This is a genomic window from Gilliamella sp. HK2, from assembly GCF_001690265.1.
Taxonomy (GTDB): domain Bacteria; phylum Pseudomonadota; class Gammaproteobacteria; order Enterobacterales; family Orbaceae; genus Gilliamella; species Gilliamella apicola_C.
Map to the genome: position 1 here is coordinate 49,080 of NZ_LZGV01000094.1, position 17,350 is coordinate 66,429.

Sequence of the window (17,350 nt, forward strand, 5' to 3'; positions counted from 1 at the left end):
TCATAAAAAAAAATCTTGTTCTTTACGCTACTTACATTAGTGTTTAAGAAACCGTTTCTGTGATTACCTAATAATTCCATGCTCAAATATAGCTTTTCCTAGAAATTTTTTTACAAAATAAATTGTAATGTTTAAAAGACAATATTGTCGACATTTGCCGACAATATGAATTCCATAAAAGGTTAGTCTCTAAAATTAGTAAACTGAAACGGTTGACCAAATTCGCCATTTTTAACTAACGCCATAGTAGCTTGTAAATCATCGCGCGATTTACCAGTAACACGAATCTGTTCACCTTGAACTTGAGCTTGTACTTTAATTTTGCTATCTTTAATTGCTTTTACAATCTTTTTAGCTAATTCTTTATCGATACCCTGTTTTAGTTTAACTGTAACGCTATAGAGTTTGCCGCTATGCTCCATTTCTTCAGGGATTTCAAGCGATCCGCCATCAATACCTCGCTTAGCTAATTTGTCGCGTAAAATATCAAGTAATTGTTGTACTTGGAAATCTGATTGGCTTGTAACTTTGATCGTTTCATTTTTTTCATTTAATTCAAACGATGCTTCAACATTTTTAAAATCCCAACGGGTTGTTAACTCTCGGGTCGCATTTTCAACCCCATTTTTAACTTCTGGCATTTGGATTTCTGACACAATATCAAAAGAAGGCATAAATTCTCCTCTTCTAATGGTTAGGATTCTCAATTAAACCACTAATTGTAAATAAAATCATTGTCGCCTAATAATTTAGGCGACTTAAACATGTAAACGTAAATTAATCAATAGTACGAAGTAACTCATTAATGCCCACTTTACCTAAAGTTTTAGCATCTACTTTTTTCACAATAACCGCACAATAAAGGCTATACTTGCCATCTTTGGTTGGTAAGTTACCAGAAACAACGACAGAACCTGCTGGTACTCGCCCATAATGTACTTCACCGGTTGCTCTATCGTAAATTTTAGTGCTTTGACCAATAAATACGCCCATTGAAATGACACTGCCTTCTTCGACAATCACACCTTCCACGATTTCACTACGAGCACCAATAAAGCAATTGTCTTCAATGATCGTTGGATTAGCTTGTAATGGCTCTAAAACACCACCAATACCGACTCCACCTGATAAATGAACATTTTTACCAATTTGCGCACATGAGCCAACAGTTACCCATGTATCAACCATTGTACCTTCATCAACGTATGCGCCGATATTAACATAAGAAGGCATTAATACAGTATTACGCGCAACATATGCCCCTTTACGTGCAATTGCGGACGGAACAACACGGAACCCTTCTTGTTGGAATCTTGCTTCGTCATACTCAGCAAATTTTAATGGAACTTTGTCATAATAGTTAGTCGGACCACCATCAATCAGTTGGTTTTCATTGATTCGGAAAGAGAGCAAAACTGCTTTTTTTAACCATTGGTGAGTAACCCAATCTCCATCAATCTTTTCGGCCACACGCATCTTACCGCTATCTAATAAATGGATGCATTGGTTAATTGCATCGCGTGTTACTACATCTACATTAGATGGTGTTATTTCAGCACGACGTTCAAATGCTGCTTCAATAATAGTTTGTAATTGTTGCATCTCTCGTTTCCTTTAACGTTTAAGTCCGTTAGCAAATAATAAATGGATGAACAGTATAATATAATCCGCTTTGCTTTTTAAGTGGTTTAAGCAGATCACTAAATTCAGCACATTCTCAATCATTTTTTATAATTATCATTTGCGTAAAAAACTAAAACTCTACTATAAATAAAGCCAATAATATCGCTAGTATTCTTGATAAAACCTTATTCAACCTTTTTTATTAAAAATCGTAATTTATTTGGATAGTGGCTCACAAATTCAGATCTTTAAATAACTAGTTATTTTATTCAAATATATGCTCGAACTCTCACAATATTTACAAAAGACATACTATGCATGATTTGGGATTCTCATTATTAGAATTGTTAATAATTGTTTGTATCAGTGCTATTTTAGCCTCTATCGGTATTGAGCATTGGAAAGAGCAACAATTGCAAAATGAATTAGCATCTACAACTAAGCAATTGGCCTATTTTATATACGAAGCACAAATAAAAGCATCAAGTAAAAATGAAAACTATATTATTCATCAATTTTCATCACCTTGGTGTATCTCAATTACCAAGGCTGACAAACCACCTGCATGCAGTGAAGGCATACTTTATTTTATCAAGCCCAATAATTCTGTTCAAATTAGTGAGCTATCAAACAATAAAAGTGCTTTTATTCTAGGGCGTCGCAACATGGCACAAACCATGTCTTTTCAATTAAAAAATAAAATAGGGGCCAGTAGAATTTTTGTTTCTTTATTTGGGCGCATTCGATTTTGTGCGGAAAACAGTTATATAGCTAGTTTACCACCATGTTAAAAGTATCTGGATATTCCTTGCTAGAAATGCTCATTGGTTTGGTACTATCAAGTTTAATAGTTATTGGTATGACTGCTTTTTACGTCAAATTGCAAACAAACATCATGCAATATTATCAAAAAATTCGCTTACAACAAGCCATCGATTTTGGGTTAGCTGGTTTGAAAAAAGATATAAAAAGAGCGGGTTTTATTGCTAATGATCCCAAAAAAATGACAGATAAAGCTATTGAAATTAAGGAACGGGCAAAATGTATTATCCTTCGATATGATAGCGAAATTCGAAATTCTTGGGTTTGGAACAGAGCCAACCCAACAAAGTCAGATGTCTTTACTTATCGCTATAAAGAAAACAACATAGCCTATAGAACAGGATCGTTAGATTGTTTTGGAAGTAAATGGGAAAATTTATTCGATTCAAATGAAATCAAAATAACCCACTTTGCAATAAGGCAATTACCAAATGCTATTAGTTTATCAATCAATGCTGAATTAAGAAAAAACAAACAGATTAAATACTATGTAACTGAAATTATCAAAAATGAAAACCTATTTTAAAAGAAATTCTCCATCATCTGGATTTAGCACTATTTTAATGATGATGATGTTAATGACTGTAGGATTGGGGTTATTAATTGGTTTTAATTTACTTATAACCTCATGGCAAAAAACAATCTTGATAGAAATTAAATACTATCAAAAATTTAATCATTCCAGTTCATCTTTAACTTGGGCAATAAGCCAAAATTGGCAACCACCTAAAGCCAATTGGCAATGTATGACTGAGCCTACTTATCACTTAAAAGCATGCATAAAACAATCTTTATTAAAAATAGATGATTATGTATTAATAAGAGGCGAGGCCGATGACTTTTTTTTGTATACACTTGCACATTTTGACAATAACCGATTGATTGTGGAAAAAGGACATTGGCTCGATTATTGCCCAGAAAAAAAGGCTATTTATTGTGAATAATAAAAATATAACTGGCTTTAGTCTAATTGAAGTAATGATAGCAACATTATTATTTTCAATGATCATGCTTGGTTTTATCAATTATCAACAAACATTGTTCAGCAAACATCGCTATTTTGCCAACAACTTACGTGCTAATAAAATTGCTTTTCAGCTACTTGATAGCTATCCTTATACTATCAGCCAAATAATCCCTTCTGGTTGGCAATATAACATCAACACTCAAATATATAATGCTCAATGTAACATGGTTGTTATAACGATTAAAACATCCAATAAGCAAACCATCCAACAGCAACGCCTTTTTTGTAATTCACCTTAATATTTATAGACTTCATGCCATTTAATTCCCTAACCAGCTATGTAAAATTTTCAGTACTTGCTGTGTTTTTTCAGCATGAACATTGTGACCTGCACCTTCAATCAACTCAATTTTTGAATCTGGAAATTGCGAAAAAATGGCTGGGTAAAATTCATCAATAATGTAAGAAGAATTGCCACCACGAATAAATAGCGTGGGTTTTAACCAAGGTGGTATTGTTTGCCAATCACAAATATGACCATACTGATCATTAATTGCTTGAATATTAAATGACCATTTTTCATTTTTAAAAGATTTTAATAAAAAAAGTATGGTTGGCATGTTAATACCTGCTTGTTCCATTAAATTCATGATCTGTTTTTTATCGGTAACATGATTTTTGAGACAATAAACTAATACTCTTAAAATAGTAGCATTAGCTGAGCGGTGATACTTTATCGGCGCAATATCAATTGCAACAATTTTTTGGATAGTATCTGATATCACTTGTGACAGTTGCAAAGCAACTTTGCCGCCCATAGAGTGACCAATTAATATCACATCATTTAAGCGTAAATCATGACAAAGCTCGGCAACATCTTCAGCCATAGCTTGATAACTTATCTGATCAGACCAAGGTGAATTTCCATGATTACGTAAATCAACTTGAATTGTTTGATAATGTTGCACAAAATCTTTTGCTAGCATATTCAAATTATCTAAACTGCCAAAAACGCCATGCAAAAACACTATCGGCTGCCCATCACCCTGTAATTTGTAATTTAATTTCATAGACTAATTTAATCCATTATTTTAAGTGGCATTATTATACGTCTATTTTCAGCGCTATTACCGATTAATTCAATAACCAAAACTTGCATAACTATGATAGAATTTAACCCAAATTTTTTAAATAGTGTTAAGGCATATGTTTCAAAATAACCCTCTACTGGCACAATTAAAGCAAGAGCTTCATGAACAAACCCCTCGCGTTGAAGGCATTGTTCGAGCGCATGAAAAAGGATTTGGTTTTTTAGATGTAGATAATAAAAAAAGCTATTTCATCCCTGTTGCTAAAATGAAAAAGGTTTGTAATGGCGATAAGGTTTCTGGGGCTGTAATCAGTAATAACGGTAAAGAAACTTTTGAACCTGAATGTCTAATCGAGAGTGCATTACAAAAATTTATTGGCAAAGTAGGTTTTCAAGATCGTGCAATGGTTATTTATCCTGAAAATATGCCCGCTAATTTTGCCATTCGTTGTAAAGTACACAATCAAGTTAGCGAAAAGCTAAAAGAAGATGATTGGGTTGTTGCAATGCTCACTTCTCACCCGTTACAAGAAAAAAGTAACCATTTTTTTGCTGAAATTACTCGTTTTGTTGCTGACAGTAATTCTCCTTACCAACTTTGGCTAAAAACATTAGCTCGTTATGATTTAGAAACGGTCCCTCCACACACCGAAGTATTAGAAATTAACGATGCAGAGCTTAATAATCGTCAAGATTTAACTGATGTTAATTTTTTCACTATTGATAGCGAAGATACCGAAGATATGGATGATGCAATTACGGTTTCTAAAAATGAACATGGCCATTATCAACTTATGGTTGCTATTGCCGACCCCACCGCTTATATATTACAAGATAGCGCATTGGATCATATTGCAAAAATTAGGAATTTTACAACTTATTTGCCAGATTTTAATATTCCCATGCTACCCAAAGAGCTTGCTAATGAGCTATGTTCATTAAAAGCAAATCAAAAACGACCTGCTATGATATGTAAAATAAATATTGACCAAGCAGGCAATATGATTACCGATGACATCACTTTTATGCCGGCTTGGGTTGCATCGAAAGCTAAACTAACTTATCGTAATGTTTCCGATTTTCTAGAAAATAGTAATGAATTAGCAACTAACAACCCTAGTATTAAGCAGCAACTTAGCTGGTTAGCTGACTTAGCTAATATTCGCATAATATGGCGACAAACTCATGCACTCGTTTTTAAAGATAATGGCGATTATCGTTTTGATCTAAATGAAAACCGCCAAGTTAAATCAATCATTAAAGAAACTCGTCGAATTGCCAATCATATTGTTGAGGAAGTCATGATTCTGGCAAATCAAGCTTTAACATTACAATTACAAAATAAAATTGGCTTTGGAATTTTTAATATTCATGCGGGGTTTGATAATAAATATATCGAACAAGTGCTAAATTTTCTCAACGATAACGGGATTACTGAATTTGATAAAGAATCTCTATTATCTTTTGATGGCTACGTAAAGTTACGTCGGATGATCGACAATATCCCATTTTTAGCCACAAGGCTTCGCAAGTTTCAAAGCCCTGCAGATTTTTCAATTGAGCCAAAGCCTCATTTTGGTTTAGGATTTGATGCTTATGCAACATGGACATCCCCAATACGTAAATATGGCGACATGATCAACCATCGGCTAATCAAAGCATATATTCGCTTACAAGAGCTAATTCCACCAGATAAAGAACAACTAAAAACCATGAATGAAAGGCGAAAGATGTTACGCTTTGCTGAGCGTGATATGGCTGAAAACCTTTATGCTCAATACTTATCAGATAAAATCGGTGAAAGTTACACAGCTGAAATTATTGATATCAATCGTGGTGGAGCTCGAGTTCGTTTATGTGATATAGGCGCTTTTGCATTTGTACCGCTTTCAATGATTCATTCAGTCAAGGAAGAAATCACCGCCCTACCCGATGAAGGAATAATCAAAATCGAAAATAAAGTTTGCTACAAACTTGCTGATATTATTTCAGTTGTAATTCACCAAGTTAAAAGTGAAAATCAATCAATTATTGTAAAATTGGCTAATAATAAAGAGTAAAACAAGATTATTCTCGCTTGAATATTTTGCCTCATTTGTATTAGTTACCCCCCTGATATAAATCAGGGGGAAGCAATAAATAAAATTGACAATATTTTTAATATTTAACCACTTTTTTTTACTCATAATATTTGCTATCTTTCGCCATTCTAAATAGCGAATATTATGCTTTAAATAAACAAAAATTTGCAGAGGAGGTTTTAATGTCAATTCACGGACATGAAGTATTGCGTATGATGGAAGGAAACAATTACACAGAATCTTCCTTATTTAATGCTATCAAAAATAAGTTTGGTGAAAACGCCGTATTTCACACCTGCTCTAAATCTAACATGAATGCCGAGCAACTTATTGCTTTTCTAAAAGCGAAGGGTAAATTTAAGCCTTCTGTTGCTCATAAATCTGAATTTACCGTCGATAATAAAAAAATATGCAAACATTAGGAAGAAGTAATTATATCTAATGTAGGCTTTTTATAAATTTAATTTAATCTACTGGTATTATTTAAAAAAATAAGAGTATATAATTTCCGGCTATATTAATAATTGTTATAAGCGATTTTTGTTATAAAAATGCAACTAAATGAGTAATACTGTTACTCCCTTTGAAATTAACCGAATTGAAATTAACCGAATTGAAATTAACCGAAATAACTAAAAATATGCTCATGGAATTTGATAAATGAAAGTAAGTAAAATCCTTATATGCACCATTATTTCTATTCTTGCCGCAGGCTGTGCAAAAAAAAATTTGCCTACAAAAAATAGCGAGGCAATTTCAAAGACAGAGCAACTATCTTTATTAAAACAGCAAACAGAAGCTAATGACCCCTATGTCGTTGATGCTAAAACTCAATTGCTCCAAATTATTGGCGATAAAAATTTCGACAACTATGTTATTAAACGTGGCATCTTAAATTGTAAAAGTGACAATACCCCATCATCTTGTGTATTAAGTTTTTATCTGAACGAAAATTATAAGTTAAAATATGATATGCAACTTAAAAAAGTAGTTGAAGAAAATCAAGCTGAACATAATATTGAATTAAGCAAAATAAAAGCAACCGAAAACAATATTAAAAATTATTGCCAGTATTCGGCTGATTTTGTTACTGCAATTTATACCAAAGATACCACTAAAATAAAGCAATACTTTCAGCCACAATTCAAAATGTCTGAACAAGATATCTTATCCTTACAAACAAAGATTGCCAAAGATAACTATTCTCACTTCCTGATCGATGAAAATCCTAGCATTCTTCAAGAGATCAAAGTAGATTACGTTGAAAAGTGCTTGAGTGATCCCCAAAAAAATATTATCAATTACTTCAATATTTTTAGATAATAATGCGAGTCTGTATGTACAACTTATTACCCAATACCCCTTTTAGTAAAAAGCTAATTAGCAAGATGCTTTGCATGGCTTGCGTTTCTTGCATTAGTTTTTCTTCGTGGGCTTTCTCATTTGATGATGTAGCTGAAAAAGCAGAAAAACTCTCCAAAAAGGCTTATGTTCAACCATCTAAAAATATTCCAAATGAATTAGCATCTTTACAATTTGCTGATTATCAAAAAATCCTATTCAATCATCAAAAAGCCTATTGGGGCGATCGAAAAAATCGTTTCAAACTTGAGTTTTATCATGAAGGGATGTACTTTGATGTTCCAATAAAAATCAATGAAATTGTCGATAATAAAGTCAACCCAATCGAATATGATCCAAATTATTTTGATTTAAGCCCAATCAATCTGGATAAACTAAGTAGTAAAGATCTTGGGTTTGCTGGTTTTAAAGTCCATTATCCAATTAATAATCCAACAAAAACTGATGATGAAATTTTTTCGGCTCTTGGTGGCAGCTATTTTCGTGCCGTAGGAAAAGATCAACATTATGGTCTTTCAGCTAGAGGTCTTGCCATTGACACTGGTGAAATGTCTGGGGAGGAGTTTCCGCGTTTTAAAGAATATTGGATTGAAAGACCTGAACCTAATCAAAAACACTTGGTTATCTATGCATTACTCGATTCGCCTAGTGTAACTGGTGCTTATAAAATTACGCTTGTACCAAGTATTGATACGACGATCACCGTACAAGCAAGAGTATTTTTCCGCAATTCAGTAAAAAAATTAGGTATTGCACCATTGACTAGCATGTTCTTATTTGGCCCTAATTATCCATCACCATTGCTAAATTACCGCCCTGCAATGCATGATTCTAATGGCCTTTCGATCTTAGCTAGCAATAATGAGTGGATATGGCGTCCATTAAATAACCCTAAACGTTTATCGTTTTCATCTTATAGTTTAGAAAACCCGAAAGCATTTGGGTTAATTCAGCGTGATAAAGGTTTTGATGATTATCAAGATCTTGATGATCACTATGAACAACGACCAAGTGTTTGGGTAGAAATACTAAACAACTGGCAAAAAGGTCGTGTTGAATTAGTTGAAATCCCAACAGCTGATGAGACTAACGACAATATCGTTGCATTTTGGGTGCCAGAAAAACAATACCAAGCTGGTGATGTGCTTGATACTAAATATCGATTACATTATACCTTAAACGAAAAACAGCGTTATCCCAATAATGTTGCACAAGCAATTAGTACACGCTTATCGCTAGGCGATATAAAACAAGCTAATTTAATTCGTAAACTTGATGGCTCTAATGCATACGTAATTGATTTCGCAGGCCCTGAATTATCAGAAAAAGATCCAGTTAAAGTGATTTCAAGCATTAATAATGGTGCTATTGTAAGTTGTGACGTGCAATACAATCCAATAATTAAAGGTTGGCGAGTCATTGTTCGATTCAACGTTGAAGATAATAAAAAAGCAACAGATATTCGTATACAACTTGCTTCGCAAGCAACCAATGAAGTGATTTCTGAAACGTGGAGTGGGCAATACCCCGCACAATAATTATTATAATAAGATAAAAATATGAAAAAAGATTACTTTGCAAATCTTTCTGGCGCTAAAGTTTGGCGTCAGAAATTTGAAGATAATGCGATTCCACCTGACGATGTCGAGTTTTTAAAATATCGTTTAAACCAAGTTGGCGATACTCGTTCTTTTATTGATGAGCGGCAACAACAACCAAGTTATCCTGAAGTGGATCGCGTTTCGATTCAACCCCAGATCTGGAACCAACGCTTTACTAGCAAAGCAAAGCATGGTACTAATATCCTTGCCTTAATTCGCCGTTTTATTATGTTTGCCCTCATTGCAGTACAAACATACTACGGAACCACTTATCTATCATCGTTATTGCCTTATCAAAGCTGGCAAAAAATCAATTTCATGGCTAATTGGGATATCAATCCTGAATTAGCTGTTTACAGCATAATACCTTATATTATTCAAGGCGCGATTATTACCTTATTTGCGATTTTATTTTGCTGGATCTCTATTGGATTTTGGACCAGTATTATGGGATTAATTTTAGCCGTAATGGGTAAAGATCGTTATACTATCCAAATTCCCACAAATCCAGCAGCGCATATTGATAGCAAGCATCGAACCGCATTAGTCATGCCCATTTGTAATGAAGATGTTGCTCGGGTTTTTGCTGGTTTACAAGCTACTTATCAGTCTTTAGCTGAAACCGGTCACGCAGCTTGTTGTGATTTTTATATATTAAGCGATACTAACGATCCAGATCTGTATGTTAACGAGCTAAAAGCTTGGGTAGAATTTAATGCAACGAAACAAAACAATGGCTGTAATATCTTTTATCGTCACCGAAAACGTAGAGTGAAACGTAAAAGTGGTAATATTGATGATTTTTGCCGTCGTTGGGGGCATCAGTACGAATACATGATGATCCTTGATGCTGATAGTATCATGACTGGCGATTGTATTTTGAAAATGATTGCCATGATGGAAATGACACCTAAAGCAGGTATTTTACAATCTCCACCAAAATCGGTAAGAATGACCACCCTTTACGGTCGTATTCAACAATTTGCCAACCAAATTTACAGCGATATTTTTTGCTCTGGTACACACTTTTGGCAATTAAGCGAAGCACAGTATTGGGGACACAATGCAATGATTCGCTTAAAACCATTTATTGAGCATTGCATACTATCACCGCTCCCAAAACGGAAAGAACCAATTCATATTTTATCGCATGATTTGGTTGAAGCCTCCCTTATGCGCCGTGCTGGCTATGGCGTTTGGATCGCTTATAATATGAATGGTAGTTACGAAGAACTACCAGGTAATATGATAGAAGATCTAAAACGAGACAATCGCTGGTGTATGGGAAACTTGATTAATTTAAGATTAATCTTCAAAAGTGGGATTAAATTGACACACCGCATAATGTTTGCAACCAGTGGCATGGCCTATATTTCATCATTATTGTGGTTGGTGTTTTTAATATTCTCAACCTTATTATTATTAGTGTTTAATATTTCCGAACCTCAATATTTCTTCCAACCTAACCAATTTTACCCAACTTGGCCAAGGTGGGATGAGCAATTGGCTATTCAACTACTTTCAACCACGATGGTTTTATTGTTTGCACCTAAATTCTTCAGCTATGGCATTATAATAGCGAGAACGAGAGCAAAAGATGTTGGTGGTATTATTAAATTAACTCTATCGATATTTGTTGAAATGATTTGGTCAATGATCTTAGCTCCAATACGGATGATCTTCCATAGTAAATTTGTACTTAAAGCTTGGATGGGCAGTAAAATCCAATGGAAATCTCCGTCCCGAAGTGATGATGCGCTAACGTGGGGGGAATCATTTTATTTTTGTTGGCCATTATCATTATTAGGTATTGTATGGTTAGCTGTGATTATCTGGTTAAACCCACAATTTACTTATTGGTATATAGCCATATTGATACCTTTAACCATTTCTCCTTTAGTGATTAGAGTATCTGGTCTTTCAAGCATTGGTATGAAAGCAAAGAAAATGGGATTATTCTTAACACCAGAAGAAACACATCCAGCAAGAGCCGTCACACTCACTGGAGAATATTTAGTTAAAACCGAAGCGGCATTTGTTGAGCATGGCTTTATTATAGCATTAGTCGATCCTATCTATAACGCACTTGCTTGTGCATTATCCACTTCTCGACATTTACCTAATACTAAAAATCAGCAAAAACGTATTGAGCTTATTGAACAATATCTGCAAACTGATTTAGAAAAAATCAATAAAGAACAACAGTTAGCAATTTTAGAAGATCCAATTATTCTTTCTGCATTACATCACCATATTTGGCAACAGCAAGAAAAATACGACAACTTATTTGCTTTGTGGCAAAATGAACGCCAACAATAAAAAATAGGGCCTATGCCCTATTTTTCTTCTTTTTAGTAACTAATCAAATCCATGGATATTTTTATGACTTGGCAACCTTCCGCATCTATTAATAATTTACTTAAACGTGCAAAAATTATTTCTCAAATACGTCAATTTTTTGCTGATCGTTGTATTTTAGAAGTTGAAACACCAACCTTAAGCCAATATGCAGTTACCGATGTGCATTTAAGTTCTTTTCATTCTACTTTTTTAAAACCCGGTGAATTTAGTGAACAGCAAGGGCAAAAGATGTCATTAATTACCAGCCCTGAATATCACATGAAGCGTTTACTTGCTGCAGGTAGTGGCCCTATTTACCAAATGTGTAAGTGCTTTCGTAATCATGAAGAAGTCAGTCGTTACCATAACCCAGAATTTACCATGCTTGAATGGTATCGCATCCAATTTGACATGATGCAAATGATCAACGAAGTCGATGATTTACTGCAAACTATTTTGGATTGTGAATCTGCTGAGCGTATTTCTTACCAAAAAGTATTTCAACGCCATTTGAATATTGATCCATTAGAAGCTGATCATACAACATTAATCAATGCGGCAAACCAGTTGGATATTGGCATTAATGCCGAAAGTTATGATAAAGATGGATTACTACAATGCTTGTTCACTTTTGGTATTGAACCTTATATTGGTCAAGATAAACCTATTGCAGTGTATCACTTCCCAGCATCACAAGCAGCATTAGCTGCTATCAGCACAGAAGATCATCGCGTAGCGAGTCGTTTTGAGTTCTACTACAAAGGTGTTGAACTTGCTAACGGCTTTAAAGAACTTACAAACCCACAAGAACAACGAATGCGTTTTGAACAAAATAATTTTGATCGTACCAAGCTAAATCTACCTACACAAAATATTGACATTGAACTCCTTGCCGCAATGGAAGCAGGACTACCTGACTGTGCTGGTGTTGCTGTAGGGTTAGACCGTTTAATTATGATCGCGCTAGATGGCAATAACTTAAATGAAGTCATGTCATTTACTTTTGAAAGGGCTTAATTATGTTCAATGCTTTGGGATTAACCGAATGGCTCGCCATAATTATTGGCATAGTCGCCCTAATTTTACTTGTGATTTTAATAAAATCTAAATTATTAATTAATAATTTACATCAACTATTTGCGTTGCAACTAACCCAGAAAAATGAAGAGAATCGATCATTAATAACCCAAACAAAACAACTGGAACACCAGTTAGATGACTATCGACAACAAAATCTAGCGCAAAACGTTAAAATTAGTGAACTCAAAACACGTTTAGAAGAAACGTTAAGAGCAACACAAGAACGTCAAAGTATACTAGAACATAGTGAACAACGACTTACGACTCAATTTGAAAATTTAGCCAACCGTATTTTTGAACACAGCGGTAAAAAAATTGAACAACAAAATAAACAAAGTCTTGATTTTTTACTTTCGCCACTCAAAGAGCAACTAGAAGGTTTCAAAAAGCAAGTGCAAGATAGTTTTGGTCAAGAAGCAAAAGAGCGTCACACATTAACGCATGAAATTCGTAATTTACAACAGCTTAATGAGCAAATGAGCAAAGAGGCAAATAACCTAACTAATGCACTAAAAGGCAATAATAAAACCCAAGGAAACTGGGGCGAATTTATCCTAAGCCAAATTCTAGATAATTCTGGATTACGATCAGGTTATGAATATGAAACTCAAGTCAACTTAACAAACGAAAGCAATCAACGGTTACAACCCGATGTCATTGTTCACTTACCTCAAGGGGGAGATGTAGTCATCGATTCAAAAGTGACTTTAGTTGCCTATGAGCGCCATTTTAATAGTGATGATGAAACAGTGAAAACAAAAGCGATGAGCGAACATTTAGCCTCTGTTCGTAATCACTTAAAACAACTTGGTCAAAAAGATTATCATAAACTGATTGGTATTAATTCATTAGATTATATTTTGATGTTTATACCTGTGGAACCTGCATTTCTTAGCGCTATAGACAACGATCCTACATTAATCAATGATGCTATGAAAAATAATATTATGATAGTCAGCCCAACCACTTTGCTAGTTGCATTAAGGACTATTCATAATTTATGGCGATTTGAGTACCAGAACCGTAATGCTGAACTTATTGCCGATAGGGCAAGCAAATTGTACGACAAAATGCGCGGTTTTGTTGAAGATATGGAAAACTTAGGTAACTGTTTAGATAAAGCTCAACAGACCTATCAAAATTCTATGAACAAATTATCGAAGGGTCGTGGTAATGTAATTGGACAAATAGAACGGTTTCGTGAAATGGGTATCGAAGTAAAAAAACCGATAAACTCAGATATTGCTTCACTGGCAATAGAGGAATCGAATAACAAAGATGAAATTGAAACCTAACAGGCTTTAACAATACTTGTGACATGATAAATAAACAAAACCTAGATTCACGATTATTTGAAATAAGTGTATACTCATCGAACGTAACGAGGAATTGAATATGGCAAAAAAACAAGATAAAGAATTAAGTTTCGAGGAAACACTTAAACAACTTGAAACCATTGTAAATCAACTAGAAAACGGCGAACTGCCTTTAGATGAGGCTCTAAATGAGTTCGAAAAAGGAATAAAATTAGCAAAAGCAGGTCAAAAGCAGTTACAGAAAGCGGAACAACGCATTGATATTTTATTATCTGAAAATAGTGATGCCGAACTGTCAGAATTTACAAATGATGATAATGAATAGTTTAAAACCGTTACAAGAACGAATTGATTCGTTTTTAGCTACATGCATTGCGCAAATTGAAAGTTCAAAACTCCAACAAGCAATGAGTTATAGCTTACTGGCTGGAGGTAAACGAATTCGACCAATTTTAGTCTACTTAACAGGTCAATTGTTCAATTGCCCTCTTTCTAAATTAGATGAAGCTGCTGCTGCTATTGAGTCTATTCATACTTATTCATTGATTCATGATGATCTGCCGGCAATGGATAATGACGATTTACGCCGAGGCAAACCAACCTGCCATATCCAATTCGGTGAAGCTCAGGCTATACTTGCTGGTGATGCCTTACAAAGTTTTGCCTTTTTATTATTAGCAAAAAGTGAACGCCTTGATTCAAATGCCAAGATTAATATGATAACCGAACTTGCACATGCTAGTGGCGCTACTGGCATGTGCCTAGGTCAATCGTTGGATTTGTTGGCTACACATCAGTCAATTAGTGTGGAACATTTGCAAAATATTCATTGCTATAAAACAGGTGCTTTAATCAAAACAGCGATCCGTTTGGGCGCATTTGCTAGTGGCGAAATAGCGCAGCCTTATCAACTAATGCTTGATAACTACGCCGAATCAATTGGTCTGGCATTTCAAATTCAAGATGACATTTTAGATGTCATTGGCGAACAATCAATAATGGGTAAACCAAAAGGTTCAGATCTCATTCATGAAAAAAGCACATATCCAGCATTAATTGGACTGGATAATGCGATAAAGCTAACTCAACAACTTTATCAACAAGCTATCGATAGTCTTAAGCAAATACCTTATAATACGCAACCTTTGCATGACCTTGCTGGTTTTATTATTAATCGCAATAATTAGTAACTAACTAAAATATCACATAATGAATTTAAATAATTACCCTTTGTTAAAACAAATCAACTCGCCCGAGGATTTAAGATGTTTTCCTCAGTCGCAGTTATCCTCTATTTGCCTAGAGCTTAGGCAATATTTACTAACATGTGTTAGTCAATCAAGTGGTCATTTAGCATCGGGATTAGGTGTGGTTGAATTAACTACCGCACTACATTATGTCTATTACACTCCCTTTGATAAAATTATTTGGGATGTAGGGCATCAGGCTTATCCTCACAAAATTTTGACTGGTCGCAGAGATCAGATGCTCACTATTCGCCAAAAAGGGGGGCTTCATCCATTTCCTCATCGTAATGAGAGTGAATATGATGTGCTAACTACAGGGCACTCTTCAACTTCAATTAGTGCAGCGCTAGGAATTGCCATTAGCGAACAAAAAAAACAATCGGGAAAACAAGTAGTCGCGGTTATTGGCGATGGTGCATTAACAGCAGGTATGGCATTTGAAGCAATGAATCATGCTGGTCATATCAAACCCGATATGCTAGTGATTGTTAATGACAATGATATGTCGATTTCCGCAAACACTGGAGCACTTAACCAACATCTTACTCAAATTTTATCAAGCAAAGCCTATACATCTTTTCGGGAAAGTGGCAAACGTGTATTGGCCAATATTCCCCCTCTAAAAGAGCTCTTTAAAAAAACGGAAGAACACTTAAAAGGCTTAGTCACGCCTGCAACCTTATTTGAAGAGCTTGGTTTTAATTATATTGGCCCTGTTGATGGGCACGATATAGATAGTTTAGTTACGACTTTACAAAAAGTTCGCCAATTAAAAGGTCCACAGTTGCTTCATGTGATTACGCAAAAAGGTAAAGGTTATGAGCCAGCTGAAAAAGATCCGACACTATGGCATGGAGTACCTAAATTCAATCCTAATGATGGCATATTACCTGCCACGCCAAGAGCAATCCCAACGTATTCGCAAATTTTTGGCGATTGGCTATGTGAAATGGCGAAAAATGATAACCGTTTAATGGCGATAACACCTGCAATGGGTGAAGGTTCAGGCATGACAAAGTTTGCCAATCGTTATCCAGATCAATTTTTTGATGTTGCAATAGCAGAACAACACGCGGTTACATTAGCGGCTGGGTTTGCAATTAGTGGTTTAAAACCTATTGTTGCCATCTATTCAACTTTTTTACAACGTGCTTACGATCAAGTCATCCACGATGTCGCCATTCAAAACTTACCAGTACTGTTTGCCATAGATCGTGCTGGGATTGTTGGTGCGGATGGCGAAACTCACCAAGGAGCATTTGACTTAAGTTATTTACGTTGCGTGCCCAATATGGTTATTATGACGCCAAGTGATGAAAACGAGTGTCGACAAATGCTTTATACCGGTTATTTACATAACGGGCCTGTAGCAGTGCGTTATCCTCGTGGTGAAGGTACTGGAGCACAATTAAAACCATTAGAAGTAATCCCTTTAGGGCAATCGAAATTATGTCGAGAAGGAAAAAATATTGCTTTACTTAATTTTGGCACTTTACTAACCGAAGTATTACAAGCAGCAGAGCAAATCGATGCTACAGTCATTGATATGCGTTTTGTAAAACCATTAGATGAAAAAGTCCTTTTGCAGATTAGCCAAACACATAATATACTAGTCACCATTGAAGAAAACAGTATTAAAGGCGGAGCCGGTAGCGGCGTCGGTGAATATTTATTATCGAAAAAAATAAAATGTGATATTTTAAATATTGGGTTGCCCGATAAATTTATTTCTCAAGGATCTCAAAACGAAGTAAGGCAAGAAATAGGGTTAGATCCAAAGCACATTATCGATAAAATTAATAATTTTATGAATCAATAGGT

The 17,350-nt window shown here is 34.8% G+C and carries 17 protein-coding genes; 14 read left to right on the top strand and 3 right to left on the bottom strand.

The window, feature by feature from the left end; translation table 11 throughout:
* Positions 1–182: 182 nt before the first annotated feature.
* Together A9G45_RS09810 and dapD are read right to left on the bottom strand one after the other, a co-directional pair.
* Positions 183–674, bottom strand: coding sequence for a YajQ family cyclic di-GMP-binding protein (locus tag A9G45_RS09810; RefSeq protein ID WP_065566730.1), 492 nt, complete (start codon positions 672–674; stop codon positions 183–185).
* 103 nt (positions 675–777) lie between these two features.
* Positions 778–1,602: a 2,3,4,5-tetrahydropyridine-2,6-dicarboxylate N-succinyltransferase gene (dapD, locus tag A9G45_RS09815; RefSeq protein ID WP_065566731.1), complete on the bottom strand. Its 825-nt coding sequence runs from the start codon at positions 1,600–1,602 to the stop codon at positions 778–780.
* A 335-nt stretch (positions 1,603–1,937) separates the two neighbouring features.
* Here dapD and A9G45_RS09820 point away from each other — a divergent pair, with 335 nt between their 5' ends.
* Genes A9G45_RS09820 through A9G45_RS09835 form a run of 4 tightly spaced genes read left to right on the top strand, consistent with a single transcriptional unit; the run spans position 1,938 to position 3,711 of the window.
* Positions 1,938–2,414: a hypothetical protein gene (locus A9G45_RS09820; protein WP_065566732.1), complete on the top strand. Its 477-nt coding sequence runs from the start codon at positions 1,938–1,940 to the stop codon at positions 2,412–2,414.
* Entirely contained in the window at positions 2,408–2,971 is a 564-nt protein-coding gene (locus A9G45_RS09825; RefSeq protein WP_065566733.1) for a prepilin peptidase-dependent protein, read from the top strand. Before A9G45_RS09820 ends, A9G45_RS09825 begins: the two co-directional genes overlap by 7 nt.
* A complete protein-coding gene (locus A9G45_RS09830) occupies positions 2,955–3,389 on the top strand; it encodes a DUF2509 family protein (protein WP_065566734.1) in 435 nt (144 codons plus the stop codon). The genes A9G45_RS09825 and A9G45_RS09830 overlap by 17 nt, the downstream gene beginning before the upstream one ends.
* Positions 3,382–3,711, top strand: a complete 330-nt coding sequence (locus A9G45_RS09835) for a prepilin-type N-terminal cleavage/methylation domain-containing protein (protein WP_065566735.1) — start codon at positions 3,382–3,384, stop codon at positions 3,709–3,711. Before A9G45_RS09830 ends, A9G45_RS09835 begins: the two co-directional genes overlap by 8 nt.
* Positions 3,712–3,732: 21 nt before the next feature.
* Here the strand turns inward: A9G45_RS09835 and A9G45_RS09840 are convergent, their stop codons facing one another.
* Complete coding sequence (locus A9G45_RS09840) at positions 3,733–4,482, bottom strand: alpha/beta fold hydrolase (protein ID WP_065566736.1); 750 nt, start codon at positions 4,480–4,482, stop codon at positions 3,733–3,735.
* Between the two features lie 136 nt (positions 4,483–4,618).
* On the opposite strand from A9G45_RS09840, the gene A9G45_RS09845 reads away from it, so the two are divergent.
* From A9G45_RS09845 to dxs, 10 genes are all read left to right on the top strand, one after another.
* Complete coding sequence (locus A9G45_RS09845; RefSeq protein ID WP_065566737.1) at positions 4,619–6,562, top strand: exoribonuclease II; 1,944 nt, start codon at positions 4,619–4,621, stop codon at positions 6,560–6,562.
* A 203-nt stretch (positions 6,563–6,765) separates the two neighbouring features.
* Positions 6,766–7,005, top strand: coding sequence for a YecH family metal-binding protein (locus A9G45_RS09850; protein ID WP_065566738.1), 240 nt, complete (start codon positions 6,766–6,768; stop codon positions 7,003–7,005).
* A 238-nt stretch (positions 7,006–7,243) separates the two neighbouring features.
* The gene (locus A9G45_RS09855) at positions 7,244–7,906 is read left to right on the top strand and encodes a hypothetical protein (RefSeq protein ID WP_065566739.1); all 663 of its coding nucleotides are present in this window, start codon (positions 7,244–7,246) and stop codon (positions 7,904–7,906) included.
* Positions 7,907–7,920: 14 nt separating this feature from the next.
* Positions 7,921–9,483 carry a glucan biosynthesis protein G gene (locus tag A9G45_RS09860; RefSeq protein ID WP_081297883.1) on the top strand — a complete coding sequence of 521 codons (1,563 nt, stop codon included), beginning with the start codon at positions 7,921–7,923 and terminating at the stop codon, positions 9,481–9,483.
* A 21-nt stretch (positions 9,484–9,504) separates the two neighbouring features.
* Positions 9,505–11,865: a glucans biosynthesis glucosyltransferase MdoH gene (gene mdoH / locus A9G45_RS09865; protein ID WP_065566740.1), complete on the top strand. Its 2,361-nt coding sequence runs from the start codon at positions 9,505–9,507 to the stop codon at positions 11,863–11,865.
* Between the two features lie 63 nt (positions 11,866–11,928).
* The gene (gene epmA / locus A9G45_RS09870; protein WP_218057094.1) at positions 11,929–12,903 is read left to right on the top strand and encodes an elongation factor P--(R)-beta-lysine ligase; all 975 of its coding nucleotides are present in this window, start codon (positions 11,929–11,931) and stop codon (positions 12,901–12,903) included.
* Between the two features lie 2 nt (positions 12,904–12,905).
* Entirely contained in the window at positions 12,906–14,261 is a 1,356-nt protein-coding gene (gene rmuC, locus A9G45_RS09875) for a DNA recombination protein RmuC (protein WP_065566742.1), read from the top strand.
* A 100-nt stretch (positions 14,262–14,361) separates the two neighbouring features.
* Positions 14,362–14,607, top strand: a complete 246-nt coding sequence (gene xseB, locus A9G45_RS09880) for an exodeoxyribonuclease VII small subunit (RefSeq protein WP_065566743.1) — start codon at positions 14,362–14,364, stop codon at positions 14,605–14,607.
* Positions 14,591–15,469, top strand: a complete 879-nt coding sequence (ispA, locus tag A9G45_RS09885; RefSeq protein WP_065566744.1) for a (2E,6E)-farnesyl diphosphate synthase — start codon at positions 14,591–14,593, stop codon at positions 15,467–15,469. Before xseB ends, ispA begins: the two co-directional genes overlap by 17 nt.
* A 22-nt stretch (positions 15,470–15,491) precedes the next feature.
* On the top strand, positions 15,492–17,348 hold the full coding sequence (gene dxs, locus A9G45_RS09890; protein ID WP_065566745.1) for a 1-deoxy-D-xylulose-5-phosphate synthase: 1,857 nt from the start codon (positions 15,492–15,494) through the stop codon (positions 17,346–17,348).
* The last annotated feature ends 2 nt before the right edge of the window (positions 17,349–17,350 follow it).